Origin of the sequence: Neoaquamicrobium sediminum (assembly GCF_013240295.1) — a bacterium.
GTDB lineage: Bacteria > Pseudomonadota > Alphaproteobacteria > Rhizobiales > Rhizobiaceae > Aerobium > Aerobium sediminum.
In genome coordinates, this window is record NZ_JABETK010000001.1 from 805,820 (window position 1) to 819,464 (window position 13,645).

Here is a 13,645-nt window from a genome sequence, read left to right on the forward strand (position 1 = left end):
TGACGACAATGGCGACACAGGACTGGCTGGAAAAGCTCGGCTATGCGGCCGAGCCGGCCGTCCTGCACCGCCGTGACGAGGCGGTGCCTGAGTCGCATCCATATGCGCTTGAGATCAGGACACTGCTGAAACCCGATGGCGCGATACGCGCCCAGGCGGTGTTCGATGTGGAAGGCGTTCCGACCGTCGTCTTCGTCGGCGATGATGACGGGCCGCTGACGTCGCAGGCCCTCGACGAGGCCCGGAAGCGCATCTGGAACCAGAATCTCGCCACTGTGGTCATCGAGGTGAAGGGCGACCGCGCCGTGGCTTTGCCGGCTCGCAGACTCCGCGATGCGGGAGAACATCTGTCGCTGCAAGAAGCTCGTGCAGACGGGCCGTTCTCGGCCTTGGATGTGGTCTCGGCCAATCTCTCCCGTCGCACGCCAAGCTGGTTCGATGTGAAGGCGCGGGTCGACCGCAAGCTTCTCGCCAATCTTTCCACCGTCGTAGCGGCCCTGTCTGAAGAGGGCTTCGCCGGCCTAACCGACAAGAAGAAATCAAGGCGCTTGGCCGAACTCCTCATGGGCCAGGTGCTCTTCCTTTCCTACCTCGAACACCGGGAAATTGTCGGTTCCACCTATCGTCAGCGCCGAGAGGTCCAAGATTTGCACGGCCTGATCGCACGCACCGATCGGGCCGGAATGCGGACGCTGATCGACCGGCTTCGGTCCGACTTCAACGGCGACTTCCTGGGCGATGATCGGCATGACCCCTGGACCGCCCTTAGCGCCAATGGCTTCGACCTGCTCAATCGGTTCCTGCGCCGCACCGACATGCGAACGGGACAGGGAGACTTCTGGAACTATGATTTCAGCTTTATTCCTGTCGAACTTCTTTCCGGCTTGTACGAGTCATTCCTGTCGCCCGAGCAGCAGGCGAAGGAAGGCGCCTATTACACACCTCGTCACCTCGCGATGCTCGCTGTCGATCAGGCATTCGCAAGCTCTTCCGATCCGCTCGCGGAGACGATTTTCGATGGTGCGTGCGGGTCGGGCATTCTGCTGACGACCGCCTATCGTCGCCTCATTGCGTTGTCGGAAGCGGGCGCCCAGCGCAAGCTCGGTTTCCGCGAACGCGGAGAGCTTCTCAAGGAGCGAATATTCGGCGGTGACATCAACTTCATGGCCTGCCGCGTCACCGCTTTCAGCCTATACCTATCTTTGCTGGAAGGTCTCGATCCGGCCGACATCATGGAAGCCCAGGAGAAAGAGAACGCCAAGCTGCCTCCCCTCAACGACACCAACCTCGTTCACGGAGAGGACAGGGCAGATTTCTTCCGAGACGAGCATGCCTTCAATGGCAGGCGTTTTTCGCTGATTATTTCCAATCCGCCGTGGGCCGAACCGGAAGGGGAAACGCGCACGTCGGCCGACGACTGGGCGGAGCGTGCGGGAGTTCCGTTTGTGCGGCGACAGATCGCCGGCGCATACGTGCTTCGCGCCAGCGATTTCCTCACAGACGGTGGGCGCGTCTGCCTCATCCTGCCTATCGGCCAATTCCTTGGCCCATCGAGCTCCGATTTCGTTTCGCGTCTCCTTGAGGACTACCGGCCATCGCGTCTTATCAATTTCGGCGACCTGCAGGGCCTTCTATTCCCCAGCGCTGAAAACACTTGCCATGTCTTTCTCGGAGAGCGTCGGCCTGAACGCCTGCCTGGCAAAATTCCTTTTGACGAGACATTCGAATACTGCGTGCCGAAAGCCGACATGAGCCTGGCGCTAGGACGTCTCACCATGCAGTCGGCCGACAAGCATCGACTCCAGACCCGTTCCGTCTCCGAAGACCCGCAGCTTCTCGTCACGATGATGTGGGGCGATGCAAACGACCTCGCGCTATGGACGCGGCTTTCGGCTCGTGGAACCTTCGCGGACTTCTGGAAAGGTCCCCGCGAGTTTCGCCGATGGGTCTACCGCAAGGGCATCCATCTGCACGACAAAAGCCGCGAGGCGGTCAGCGCCGCCCGCTGCGCGACACGCCCTTCGTACCGATCGCCGCATTGAGCGCCGGCTCTCCAATCCTTCACGGGGACCTTCTCAAGAAATGGCCTGAAGACGAGGACACGGTCGTTGGCTTGAACGACGCTGTGCTTGCGGTGTTCGACGGGCCACGCGTCCTTTTCCCGGACGGTTTCTCGAAAGAGGAGCAGAATATAAGAGCTGTCTACTACGACAAGCCTGCCACGTTCACCCATAGCGTCGGCGTCATTGCCGGCAGGGGGATGCGGACGCCGCGCTCCTCCAGTTTGTCGCCGTCTATCTCCGCTCGCCCTTGGCTCGCTATTTCCTGATGATGCGGGGCTGGAAGATGCTGTGCGAACGCAACGGCGTCCACCTGAAGGATGTTGAGGCGTTCCCCTTCTTCGACCCGGTGGACGCGCCTGACCCAGATGCCGCTACGGAGGCGTTGGCGACCGTTTCTCGTCATATGGCGACAATTGCGAGCCTGCCTGAGCTCAGCCAGGCGAAACGATACAACGAACTTCGATCTGATCTCGACCAGGCGGTATTCCGTTATTTTGGGCTGACCCCGGAAGAGAAAGTCCTCGTCGACGAGACGGTCGCGATCCTCATGCCGTCCATCCGGCCACGAAGCTTCAAGAGCCTGGACACGCCGGCCCAAAGGGCCGCGGACGCTGATGACTTCAGCACATATGCTCACGCCCTCGGCGAAGCCCTGACCTCATGGCGAACGCGAACCGGCGGCAAGGGCCGCTTCAGCGTCAATGTAGTTGCGAGCGATCCGAACCGCGCGGGGCCGGCAGGCATCGTGCGCATCACTTATGCAGAAAAGCCGACTACCACACCTGTCGTCGACACCAAGGTCAACGACGATTTGGTCCTTCAAACCCTAGGGCAACTTCGCACCTCAGGGCTTCGGGCAATCCCCAGCGGAGATTCGCTGACTCTCGTCCCTGATGCGCATCTGTGGATCGATGGCTCCCTCTATTTGGTTCGACCGCTAACGCAACGAAGCTGGACTGTCCGCCAAGCGTTGCGGGATGCAGAACACATCGTGAGGACAGTCCAGTCCCGAGCGGCGCCCAGGACACAAAAGGTGCCTGCGTGACGACGAGTTCCGATTGGCTAGCCGCCTTCCCGATCCAACCAGCCACCGAAGCTGTTGAGGCGCTCCGGCAAGCCTGGTCCGAGCTTGCTGCCCGGCCTCGTCCAAACTTCAATCCAAAGACGAAGGAGTCGGCGCTTACCAAACGGCTCAAGGTCTACATCGAAAATTACACGGCCCGGCAACGCGGGCTGCTGGGCATGTGGGTGGCCGAAGACATTATCGGGGACATCGATCCCGAGACTGGTGCGATGATCGAAGAACGCCGAACAGACATCGCCTACGGCTGGAATGATCAGGCCCGGGATATGAAGCTGGTGTTCGAGTTCAAGCGCCTCGGAAAACAGAAGAGCCATCGAGACCATTATTTGCGCGATCGCGGCCTCGCGCGCTTCGTAACAGGTATTTACAGCCGCCGCCAAGCAGTCGCCGCGATGGTCGGCGTCCTGCTCGACCCCGAACCCGAAGTTGTTCCACCGATCCGGAAGGCGCTCAGTGACAAGGCGCTGGCAACGGTGCTCCGTTTGCGGCCCAATGCCACTGGCTCGCTCTTCGATCGGCCATCGATCCTGTTTGCGGGCGCCGACTTCGATACCGAGCACGAGCGTGATTCAGCCCTCGCGCCCACACATGGTCATATCCGGGTGTCGCACTTCTTTCTGCCGTTCGGCTATCCGGCCGACACAAAGAAGAAGGCCGGCTGCTGACGCCGAGCAGTCATAAATCCCCATGCGCTCAAACGTCGTGATCTTCGCGAGCATGACCTGATACGTCCGTGTAATTGACCTGTCGGAGAGACTTGATCGGACTTGTCCCGACGCTTTCCATGCGATGCCAAGCCAAGTAACGTTCGCACATGGACAATATCGAGATACAGAACGCGATCAATGAATTCGAGAATCGGCTGCTGAACGGTTCCGATGCCGCGACCGCTCGTGCCGCCCTGCGGGTTCTTCTCTTCGGGCTCGCCGGATCGTCCGCGCAAGGGTCAGTCGGGGACGCGGTTGGGATACTCGCGGACCAGCCTCACCCGCCGAGCATCGCGGCGTCTATAGTTCTCCGCGCTCTTGCGACCGATGGACTGGTTCAGGACAACGCCGCAAACCACCTCGCTCGCAATGTCGTCTACGTCGTGGAGAAGGGTCTTCCCGGTCTCTCAGATTTTCTCGGGCTGCGGCAGAAGAACCAGACATACGAGAAGCTGGATTTGCTACGCGGAGCGATGGCCTGGGTTGAGGGTCAACTTGCGCCGCTTCGCGTTTCATACACAACGCTCGGCTCCATGCTAGAGGCGAGGAAGTCGATATTAAGCGCCCTCGCGCACGGGCGTCTCACTGAATTCGGCGGCGCCTACCATCTCCCGGAGGTCAGAGATGCGGTGGTGTCTGTGTGTTCGAGCCTGGACGACGTGTCGAAGATTGCCGCGACACTGGCCGCGGATGTGGAGACGTGCGAGCGCGTGATCACTGACGCTCGGCGCCTGGCGACGCAATACCCCTCCTTCATTACCGTGTCCTATCTAGAACCCTGGCTGGAATGCGCATTGCAGCGCCTCCACGAATTCATCGATCTCTGCGAGGCCGCTTCACCGCTGTTATCGCGCAGGGCTGGGCAGGCACGGACCTGCCGAAGCGCTATCCTCTGATGGAGGCGGGTCGCGATCTGCGCATTCTCGTCCCATTCAGCAGCGACGGCCGTGGTGCCGCGATGGACGTCCGCATCAGCGTGGCAAGTGATAGTCAGCAGGTCCTGTTCCTGAATGAGGCCGTAGCGCTCGGCAGCGTCTCGCCCGGCAAATTCTCGGTGGCCCTCGACATACACGTCGTCGATTCGTGCCAGGCGGTTTCCGCGATGCTTGAGATCGAGTGGGGAGAGGTTGGAACATCTCGCCGGCAGACCGCGCTCTTCGAGGTCCGCGTGCTCGCGCAGGCGTCAGGGATCAACTGGGAAGCCTACACCTACGCAGATCCCTACAGCACCGGTCCCGCCGAAGGTGAAGCCTTCGTTGGGCGTCAGGAGCAGGTGCAGACGCTCGTGGCCCGCATGCTGCGAAGACCGATGGAGCCCTCCTACATCACTGGCCAGAAGCGCGTCGGCAAGACTTCGCTTGCGACTGCCGCAGCGGAGCAGGCTCGCTTGCGCGATCCGAAATCCAAGCTTTCCTGGCACTACATACTTTGGGGTCAGATAGCGCATGAAGATCCCCGCGTATCCCTTCGTCAGCTCGGGGAACAGATCGAAGAATTTATCACCGGCGAGCTGCCGGGTAATGCCGCGCTGCCGCGTGGATCATATGACGGCTCTCTGTCGTCCCTGATGAAGCTCTCTGCCGCGGCAAAGGATTTGGACCCCGACCGACGCTTCGTGATCATCATCGACGAATTCGACGAGATGCCGCAGGACCTCTATCTCCAGGGCAACCTGGCCGATACCGTGTTTGGCAACATCAGGGCGCTGACCACCACGAGCAATGTGTGCCTGCTACTCGTCGGCGGCGAAAACATGCCTTTCGTCATGGATCGCCAGGGACAGAAGCTCAATAAATTCTCGCGCGTGAACCTGACCTATTTCAATCGCGCTACTGAATGGGACGACTATGTCCGGCTGGTTCGCGAACCTTCGGCCGGATTCCTGGAATGGCATGAAGATGCGATCGCTGAAGTTTACGACCTGACAAACGGCAATCCGTACTTCAGCAAAATCATTTGCTCAAAGGTCTTCGCGCGCGCTCTCAGGGAACACGATGTCGACATCACAAGGGAAGAGGTCCGGGAGGCCGTCAACGCGGAGGTATCACGCTTCGACGACAATCTTTTCGCGCATCTCTGGCAAGACGGCATCTTCGCCCCGGTGGAGGAACGCGAACCGATCGTCCTCAAGCGCAAGCGAGTCCTGGCCGCACTTGCACGATGCGTCAGGGCAGGAAAGCCGGCAACCATCGCCAACCTGTACATGCACCGCAGTACGACCGATCTAACTGAGGGCGAGCTGAGCAGCGTCCTGGCTGACTTCCTAAGCCGGGAGGTGCTCGTCGAGGAGAATGGCAGCTACCGCACTGTCCTGCCCATCTTTCAGTTGTGGCTCGTCGACGTGGGGTTGACACGGCTGGCGGCGGACGCGCTTTCACAGGACCTGGCGGCAGAAGCGCAACGGGCCGAGGATGCCGCTCGCGTCCTGTCTGAGGAACTGGTCGCACTGACCGGTAAGTGGCCGACCTATCGGGGCAGACATGTCGGACCGGAGGAAGTGCGCGCCTGGCTGAATCAACGGCCCGGGAACCGCGATCAGCGAGCGCTGTTCACGATCCTGAAGGCAACCCGCTTTCTCTCCGAGGCCGATGTGCTCGAACGGATAAAAACTGCTCGTTTGGTGGTGCTTGGGCTCGCTGAGGCCGCAGTTCGACACAAGACGACCGACCGGCGCAACGACATTGTCATTACCTACGTGGATGGTGAAGGAAAGAGCGGGCAAAGGTATGCCTCACTCTACGCGGAGGAGAATCTTGTCGCCACGACGGCCATCCTGCCGCCATCCAGCTTCCAGGAGGCGTATGGTCGACACATCGAACGGCACGGCACGCCGAAGGTCATAGTGATAGTCGATGACATGGTCGGGACGGGGCAGTCGCTTTCTGCGAACCTGAAGAGATTCCATGATGAAAATCTCGCCTTGCTATCCGCCGGCCAGCCAATGGTCTTCACCTTTGCACTGTTGGCCACCGCTGAAGGCCAGCAGGCAATTCTCCAGGCTCTGTCAGAATTGGAGTACCCGCGATTCGATTTCAGAGCCGGCGAGATCCTCGGTGAAGGGGACTACATCTTCGGCGGCGATAAAGGTGTCTTTGCGACGCCGGAGGAGCGCGACAGGGCGAAGGCGGTTGCCACTGACATCGGTGCAACCGTCTATAAAAATGCGCCGTTGGGCTACGGTAGCCAAGGGCTGAGCATAGTGTTTCCAACAACAGTGCCCAATAACAGTTTGCCGCTGATCCACTCCCGAGGCAAAGGACCTGCCCCACAGTGGCGACCACTATTTGAACGACTGGTCAACTAGGCGCCCGTTAGTCGCCCTGCGGCGTCGCATGAACGACGGTCTGGACGGCTTTCTGCCACCCTTTGGCCGATCCGCGATGTTTCCAATCGCATGACTATAAACACCAATTTTGATTTTCATGCCGGATTTGGCCGATCCTTTGGCCGATCTTGCCTGCAATCCTCGACGCAATCGTCGACTGCTCAGGCGGCGGCCTTCAGCTCTTGCTCGGGCAGCACCGGCAGGGCGGCCACCTTCGCCTTGTGGAGCCAGCCCAGGTCCGATCCGTCGTCCTTGCCCTTGGCGCTGTCGACGATCACCGTGGAGATGCGCTCCTGCTGCTTGCGCAGATGGTCGCGCAGCAGGCTGTCGCGCGTGATGTAGCCCGCGTTCACGCCGGGCAGCGAGTGGTTCATCAGCAGATGGATGTCCAGTTCCGACACCCCGGCCGCCTGCGCCAGCGTGCGATAGCTCTGGCGAAGATCGTTGCCCCACTTTGACAGAACGTCCCGCTCTTCCTTGTGCTCGATCAGGTGGCCGCTGTCGCTGTCGGCCGGGAACAACCAGAACTCGGCCTGGTCGGGATAGAGGATGCGGCCGGCGCGCATCGCCCGCAGGACGCAGCGGATCATCGGCCGCGACAGTGGAATGTCGAACGCCTTCTTCACGCCGCCCTTCGGCTTGGGGATGTGCAGCAGCCGGCTGCGGAAGTCGATATGCTCGATCCTCACGTTCTTCAGCGCGGTCGGCCGCGACCCGCTCAGCAGCGTCATCAGGTGGAACTCGCGGCGGATCGGATTCGTCAGCGCCGTCAGCTCTGCGAACCACGACGCCATATCGCCGGTGCCCATGCCGGTATCGCGCCGCTGCTCGGTGTTCCAGTCGATCGCCGTCACCGGGTTGACCGGCGGCAGGTCGGGATTGGTCTTCCGTGCATGATTGTAGACGGCCCGCAAGCTCCGCATCGCGCCGTTGGCGATGTAGGGGCCGTTCTCCTCGCTGATTTTGTCATGCCGCTCAGCCACGAGCTTCGGCTGGCGGCCGAGCCTGGCGAGCGGCTTGTCCAGCCAGTCCGCGAACAGCCGCTCCATGTGGTCGCGGTAATTCTCGATCGTCCGCGCATCACGACCCTTGCGGATCATGTGGCCGTCCCGGTAGCGCTCCCACGCCTGGCGCAGCGTGATAGCGCCGGGTTTGATCTTCTGCTCCTCTCCCGGCCGCTCACCCCGCGCGATCAAGCCGATCTCCACTTTCGCCTTGCTGCGCGCCTCCCGCGTCGTCACATCCCCGCACTCGCCGAGCTTTACCTGCGCGGCGAACTCCCGGACCCCATCGCGCCAGAACTCCCCTTGCGCCATGAAGGTCTTCTTCTTCTTTCCGACGAGCACGAAGAAGCCGGGAAGCTCGCTGTCGCGCACCTTGTATTGCTTGTCGGTTGCATAGGGCAGGCGTGCGATCGCCTTGTCGGTGAGGAGCTGCCGGTTGTCGGCCATTTCGGGCCTCCCAATTTTTAGTCTGGGTTTAGTCTGGGGAAGTGTCCGGCGAGGATTAACGCGGTCAAACTACGCCAAAGCACGACAATCTACTAAAAATAGTAGCAAAATCAGTATCTTGCGTCAAGCCGAAAGGTATGGTGACGTAGGCGATAGAGCGTGCCAATATGGCTGAATACATACTACGAATCTGGGGGTCAGAGGTTCGAATCCTTTCGGGCGCGCCATTTAGATCAAGCACTTAGCGCCCACTGCCATTGAATTTCCCGTGTCTTAGGTAACGCCTAAGGTAACACCGGCGTTCGTTGTCACCTTAGGTTTCTCAAACCGAAGGAGACTGACAATGACCACAGAAGCAGAGACTCGCCAGCGCTTGGATGCGCTCGCAGCGCAGTTCATCAAAGACGCCAAGGCAATTGATCCGAGCATCACCGGCGGATGGGCTGGATACGATGCCGTACAGCTCCCACAGCAGCGCCTACATTACCTTTATCTGGAGCGCCCCGAAGCACCCTTTGTGCAGCAGCGGAAAGGCGGTGCAGCATGACCGTTTCCCGCCGTGCGCTCATGATTGGAGCAACCGCCCTTCTCGGCTCGTCCGTCTTGCCGATGCAGACCGCATCAGCAACGACCGCCGAGGAACTTATCGCACTCATCCACGAACTGCCTCCGATGCGGCGGCTATTCGTGGTGCAGCGCCTGTATGACAAGTTCACCGGCGAGGAAGATATATTCGACGGCTCATACACTCAGGATGAGTTCGAAGAAATCTACGACGAATGGCTGGCTGGCTTCTCGCCGTGCGTTATCGAGGCGTTCGAAACCGGTCGCATGAAGGTGCTGCTATGACAACGACACATCAGCCAATCGAACCCGACCTTTCATATTTCGGGCTGGAACCCCTGATCTGCGATACGCACTCGATTGTTGATGTCCTCTTTGGACTTATCGATCAGCATTTTTCCGTCGAACCTGACGAGCACCACAGGTACGTCTTAAGCGAACAGGAAGGCGCTCGCCTTTTCTACCTCGCCGGGCTCGCCTTCTCGATATCGAAAGCGGCTCAGGAGGGTTTCTATGTCGCTCACGACAACGAACGGAAAGCCCAGGGGAAAGAGGCAGCGTGACAACGCTCATCCTCACTGCCGCTGCATCGTTCGCCTTCGGCCTGCTACTAGGCGACCGGCGGGCCGTGAAGCAGTGCAACGACATTCTGGATGCCAACATGCGCGATCTGTTTGCGGCAATCGGAGAGGAACGTAACGCCCTCGCCCCGGATGCTGACACACAGGACGATGCAAGGCCGACCGTCCACTAAAGGCGCACAGGCTTCGTAGGCCAGCGCCCTGCCGCTCGCGCTTTCCTTCGGGCGCGGGCGGCTCACCAATCACCGGAGGTTCCCATGCCTGAGAACACGCCACGCAAGCGCATGTCATCGAAGCGCAGGCACCACATCTTTTCGGAACACTGCACCGGCCACAACGTCGCGCCGTGCTGCATCTGCGGCGAGCCGATCCACCGCACCAATGACCGCTGGATCATCGAGCATGTTCGCCCCCTCGCCTTGCTGGGCAAGGACACCAACACGAACTGCGCCCCGGCGCATTATCTGTGCGGCATCGCCAAGACCGCCACAGAAGCCCGCACAGTGGCGAAAGCAAAACGGCAGGCCAGGACAGCGAAAATCGGCCAGCGCGCACCACGGAGCCGCCCTGAGTCAAAGCGCGGCTTCTGGAAGCCAAAAGACGCGTTCTTTGATTGGCAGCTCGGGAGATATGTGCGGTGATATACGAGAACGGCAGGGGAGAGCTTAAATGCCGCTGGTTGATCAGGATGAGGTGCTTACCGAAACTCAATCGGAAGATAGCGCGGCAATGATGCGGCAGGCGCAGGTGGATTACGCCAACGCCCGCATCGCGAAGCAAAAGCAAGAGGAAATGATCCTGATTGTCCTGGTGATAGTGCTGGTCGCAGCACTCATCACCCTTGCCGTGTTTGCTCGTGTGATCTGGCGCAAGACAACCGACGCTACCCTTACAGCCGCGGCTCAGTCTGTGCGCGTGAAGCGAAAGGCCGGCTCCAAACTAGCGACTCTGAAGGACGAGATTCTCAGGCGCGCGGACGACCCCAATTAGTAGACGGTGCTGAGGGAAAATGATGGAAGATGTGTTCCCGTATTTGTCGATCGGAACGAGCATTGCGGCGGCGATCCTCGGTTTACGCGCCGCGACTATCACGATCCGTGACAGCATGGATCAGTTCATTGCAGATCTGCAGCGACAAGGCCGGTGGGCAGCTTTCGCCGCCACACTTGCCGCCGTCTCCGTTGTGTTCCAATCCTTGGACCGGCTCTTGCAATAATTGCCGAAACGTCCGCTAGAGTTCTGCACTCCACATGACGGCGTGCGTGCCAGTACTCATGAGCGCCACATCCGCAATATCCCATATGGATATCGTGATATTCGTTGCGTCAGCGCTCACAATGCGCACGAAGCGGTCATTCTGTGCCGAAGTCTCAAGCTGCGCTGAAAACACCGTAGGCGTCCCCGCGAGCCCATGCGCAATAGTCTGTGAGAACGGCGGTGGAAAACTAGACCACGGTAGCGGCGGGATTGTCCGGCTGCGGGCGGCGTAAAAGTCGTCCACTTTTTCCCTTTTCTGCGTGGCGCAGGGAGGGAATAGGGATCTACACCGTGGAATTATATCTGAAGGTTCGCGTGGCTTGCGACGGAGGCATGAGCCAGCGCGAGGCAGCAAGGCATTTCGGCATCTCGCGCGACACGGTTCGCAAGATGATGGCGTATTCGGTTCCGCCGGGCTATCGGCGGCAGGCTCCGGTTCGGCGTCCGAAGCTGGACGCGTTCATCGCGGTCATCGATCGGTGGCTTGATGCGGACCGTGCGGTCCCGCGCAAGCAGCGCCATACGGCCAAGCGGGTGTTCGACCGGCTGCGCGACGAGCACGGGTTTGCCGGCGGCTACACGATCATCAAGGACTATATGCGCAAGCGGGATCTGCGCGGCCAGGAGATGTTCGTGCCGCTGGCGCACCCGGCGGGGCACGCACAGGCCGACTTAGGGGAGGCTGTCGTTGTCATCGGCGGCGTTGAGCAGAAGGCGCACTTCTTCGTGCTCGATCTGCCGCACAGCGATGCCTGCTATGTGCGCGCCTATCCTGCGGCGGTGGCCGAAGCGTGGGTGGACGGCCATATCCATGCGTTCGCCTTCTTCGGCGCCGTGCCGCAGTCGATTGTCTACGACAACGACCGCTGCCTGGTGGCGAAGATCCTGCCCGACGGCACGCGCAAGCGGGCAACGCTGTTCAGCGGCTTCCTGTCCCACTATCTGATCCGGGATCGTTACGGCCGCCCCGGCAAGGGCAATGACAAGGGCAGCGTCGAAGGTCTGGTCGGCTATGTGCGCCGCAACTTCATGGTGCCGATTCCGCACTTTGCATCGTGGGACGAGTTCAATCTGTGGCTCGAGGAGCAGTGCCGCAAGCGCCAGGGTGACCGGCTGCGCGGCGAGAGCGAGACGATCGGCGAACGCTTGCTGCGCGATCTGGTGGCGATGCGCCCACTGCCGGCATCACCCTTCGATGCTTGCGACCATGCCAGCGGTCGGGTCACTTCGCAGGCGCTGGTGCGCTACAGGACCAACGACTACTCCGTCCCGGTCGCCTACGGCCACCAGGACGTCTGGATCCGTGGCTATGTCGGCGAGGTGGTGATTGGCTGCGGCGGGGGATCATTGCCCGTCATCCGCGCAGCTATGAGCGCGAGGAGGTTGTCTTCGATCCACTGCATTACCTGCCGCTGATCGAGCAGAAGATCAACGCGCTCGACCAGGCGGCACCGCTACAGGGCTGGGAATTGCCGGAGGCGTTCACGACACTGCGCCGCCTCATGGAAGCACGGATGGGCAAGCAGGGCCGGCGCGCCTATGTGCAGGTGCTGCGCCTGATGGAAAGCTTCGATCTGGCCGATCTGCACGCAGCCGTGAAGCAGGCGCTGCATCTGGGCGCCATCAGCTTCGACGCCGTGAAGCACCTCGTCCTGTGCCGGGCCGAACGCAGGCCACCAAAGCTGGACCTCGACATCTATCCCTATCTGCCCAGAGCCACTGTCGAGAAGACGTCGGCCAAGGCCTATATGCGCCTGCTGGACCGTAAGGAGGAACCGGCATGAGCAGCGATGCTCCAGAACTCCTGCTCGCCCACCACCTCAAGACCTTGAAGCTGCCGACCTTCCTGCGTGAGCACCACAAACTTGCCCGGCAATGTGCGGTCGAGGGCGTGGATCATGTCCGCTACCTTGCCCGGCTGGTCGAGCTGGAACTGATCGATCGGGAACGGCGGATGGTCGAACGCCGCATCAAGGCGGCAAAGTTCCCCGCCGCAAAAAGCCTCGACAGCTTCGACTTCGCCGCCATCCCGAAGCTCAACAAGATGCTGGTGCTGGAACTGGCGCGGTGCGAATGGATCGAGCGCCGCGAGAACGTCATCGCGCTCGGCCCCAGCGGCACGGGCAAGACCCACGTCGCGATCGGCCTCGGCCTGGCGGCCTGCCAGAAGGGATTGTCCGTCGGCTTCACCACAGCGGCCGCGCTCGTCAGCGAGATGATGGAGGCGCGCGACGAACGCCGTCTTCTGCGCTTCCAGAAGCAGATGGCGGGCTACAAGCTGCTCATCATCGACGAGCTGGGCTTCGTGCCGCTCTCCAAAACCGGCGCCGAGCTGTTGTTCGAGCTGATCTCGCAGCGTTACGAGCGTGGCTCCACCCTGATCACCAGCAATCTGCCCTTCGACGAATGGACCCAAACCTTCGGTTCCGAGCGCCTCACAGGCGCACTCCTCGACCGGCTGACCCACCACGTCAGAATCCTCGAGATGAACGGCGACAGCTATCGCCTCGCGCAAAGCCGGGCACGAAAAACCGCCAACCCTCACCAATAAGATCGCCGCTGCTGCGAGCGGAAAACTCTGGTCGGGCTACGCCCTCCCGACGTTCCCCGCTC

At 60.8% G+C, this 13,645-nt stretch carries 14 protein-coding genes and 1 pseudogene; 14 read left to right on the forward strand and 1 reads right to left on the reverse strand.

Annotated elements, in window-relative coordinates; translation table 11 throughout:
• Window positions 1–8: 8 nt before the first annotated feature.
• From HK436_RS03875 to HK436_RS03890, 5 genes are all read left to right on the forward strand, one after another.
• Complete coding sequence (locus tag HK436_RS03875; protein WP_206680478.1) at window positions 9–2,042, forward strand: N-6 DNA methylase; 2,034 nt, start codon at window positions 9–11, stop codon at window positions 2,040–2,042.
• A 268-nt stretch (window positions 2,043–2,310) separates the two neighbouring features.
• Window positions 2,311–3,108, forward strand: coding sequence for a hypothetical protein (locus HK436_RS30470; protein WP_206680479.1), 798 nt, complete (start codon window positions 2,311–2,313; stop codon window positions 3,106–3,108).
• On the forward strand, window positions 3,105–3,812 hold the full coding sequence (locus tag HK436_RS03880) for a Fis family transcriptional regulator (protein ID WP_173187469.1): 708 nt from the start codon (window positions 3,105–3,107) through the stop codon (window positions 3,810–3,812). Before HK436_RS30470 ends, HK436_RS03880 begins: the two co-directional genes overlap by 4 nt.
• A 149-nt stretch (window positions 3,813–3,961) precedes the next feature.
• The gene (locus tag HK436_RS03885) at window positions 3,962–4,750 is read left to right on the forward strand and encodes a hypothetical protein (RefSeq protein WP_173187471.1); all 789 of its coding nucleotides are present in this window, start codon (window positions 3,962–3,964) and stop codon (window positions 4,748–4,750) included.
• Complete coding sequence (locus HK436_RS03890; RefSeq protein WP_173187473.1) at window positions 4,750–7,158, forward strand: phosphoribosyltransferase-like protein; 2,409 nt, start codon at window positions 4,750–4,752, stop codon at window positions 7,156–7,158. Before HK436_RS03885 ends, HK436_RS03890 begins: the two co-directional genes overlap by 1 nt.
• A 182-nt stretch (window positions 7,159–7,340) precedes the next feature.
• On the opposite strand, the gene HK436_RS03895 is transcribed toward HK436_RS03890, so the two are convergent.
• Complete coding sequence (locus HK436_RS03895) at window positions 7,341–8,630, reverse strand: integrase arm-type DNA-binding domain-containing protein (RefSeq protein WP_173187475.1); 1,290 nt, start codon at window positions 8,628–8,630, stop codon at window positions 7,341–7,343.
• Window positions 8,631–8,973: 343 nt separating this feature from the next.
• On the opposite strand from HK436_RS03895, the gene HK436_RS03900 reads away from it, so the two are divergent.
• The 9 genes and pseudogenes from HK436_RS03900 to istB all read left to right on the forward strand — a co-directional run bounded on the left by HK436_RS03900 (window position 8,974) and on the right by istB (window position 13,583).
• Entirely contained in the window at window positions 8,974–9,177 is a 204-nt protein-coding gene (locus HK436_RS03900; protein WP_173187477.1) for a hypothetical protein, read from the forward strand.
• A complete protein-coding gene (locus HK436_RS03905; RefSeq protein ID WP_173187479.1) occupies window positions 9,174–9,479 on the forward strand; it encodes a hypothetical protein in 306 nt (101 codons plus the stop codon). The genes HK436_RS03900 and HK436_RS03905 overlap by 4 nt, the downstream gene beginning before the upstream one ends.
• Complete coding sequence (locus HK436_RS03910; protein ID WP_173187481.1) at window positions 9,476–9,757, forward strand: hypothetical protein; 282 nt, start codon at window positions 9,476–9,478, stop codon at window positions 9,755–9,757. Before HK436_RS03905 ends, HK436_RS03910 begins: the two co-directional genes overlap by 4 nt.
• A complete protein-coding gene (locus tag HK436_RS03915; RefSeq protein ID WP_173187483.1) occupies window positions 9,754–9,948 on the forward strand; it encodes a hypothetical protein in 195 nt (64 codons plus the stop codon). The genes HK436_RS03910 and HK436_RS03915 overlap by 4 nt, the downstream gene beginning before the upstream one ends.
• Before the next feature lie 84 nt (window positions 9,949–10,032).
• On the forward strand, window positions 10,033–10,416 hold the full coding sequence (locus tag HK436_RS03920) for an HNH endonuclease (protein ID WP_173187485.1): 384 nt from the start codon (window positions 10,033–10,035) through the stop codon (window positions 10,414–10,416).
• A gap of 28 nt (window positions 10,417–10,444) precedes the next feature.
• The gene (locus HK436_RS03925; protein ID WP_173187487.1) at window positions 10,445–10,765 is read left to right on the forward strand and encodes a hypothetical protein; all 321 of its coding nucleotides are present in this window, start codon (window positions 10,445–10,447) and stop codon (window positions 10,763–10,765) included.
• A gap of 19 nt (window positions 10,766–10,784) precedes the next feature.
• Window positions 10,785–10,991, forward strand: coding sequence for a hypothetical protein (locus tag HK436_RS03930; RefSeq protein WP_173187489.1), 207 nt, complete (start codon window positions 10,785–10,787; stop codon window positions 10,989–10,991).
• A 332-nt stretch (window positions 10,992–11,323) separates the two neighbouring features.
• Window positions 11,324–12,816, forward strand: a pseudogene (gene istA / locus HK436_RS03935) (IS21 family transposase).
• Window positions 12,813–13,583, forward strand: coding sequence for an IS21-like element helper ATPase IstB (gene istB / locus HK436_RS03940; protein ID WP_173187491.1), 771 nt, complete (start codon window positions 12,813–12,815; stop codon window positions 13,581–13,583). Before istA ends, istB begins: the two are co-directional and overlap by 4 nt.
• Window positions 13,584–13,645 lie beyond the last annotated feature (62 nt).

Excerpts from the sequence above, each read along its gene's own strand:
- HK436_RS03875 (WP_206680478.1), top strand. The coding sequence starts at position 9 with ATGGCGACACAGGACTGGCTGGAAAAGCTCGGCTATGCGGCCGAGCCG.
- HK436_RS03885 (WP_173187471.1), top strand. The coding sequence starts at position 3,962 with ATGGACAATATCGAGATACAGAACGCGATCAATGAATTCGAGAATCGG.
- HK436_RS03890 (WP_173187473.1), top strand. The coding sequence starts at position 4,750 with ATGGAGGCGGGTCGCGATCTGCGCATTCTCGTCCCATTCAGCAGCGAC.
- HK436_RS03895 (WP_173187475.1), bottom strand. The coding sequence starts at position 8,630 with ATGGCCGACAACCGGCAGCTCCTCACCGACAAGGCGATCGCACGCCTG.
- HK436_RS03900 (WP_173187477.1), top strand. The coding sequence starts at position 8,974 with ATGACCACAGAAGCAGAGACTCGCCAGCGCTTGGATGCGCTCGCAGCG.
- HK436_RS03905 (WP_173187479.1), top strand. The coding sequence starts at position 9,174 with ATGACCGTTTCCCGCCGTGCGCTCATGATTGGAGCAACCGCCCTTCTC.
- HK436_RS03910 (WP_173187481.1), top strand. The coding sequence starts at position 9,476 with ATGACAACGACACATCAGCCAATCGAACCCGACCTTTCATATTTCGGG.
- HK436_RS03920 (WP_173187485.1), top strand. The coding sequence starts at position 10,033 with ATGCCTGAGAACACGCCACGCAAGCGCATGTCATCGAAGCGCAGGCAC.
- HK436_RS03925 (WP_173187487.1), top strand. The coding sequence starts at position 10,445 with ATGCCGCTGGTTGATCAGGATGAGGTGCTTACCGAAACTCAATCGGAA.
- HK436_RS03930 (WP_173187489.1), top strand. The coding sequence starts at position 10,785 with ATGATGGAAGATGTGTTCCCGTATTTGTCGATCGGAACGAGCATTGCG.
- istB (WP_173187491.1), top strand. The coding sequence starts at position 12,813 with ATGAGCAGCGATGCTCCAGAACTCCTGCTCGCCCACCACCTCAAGACC.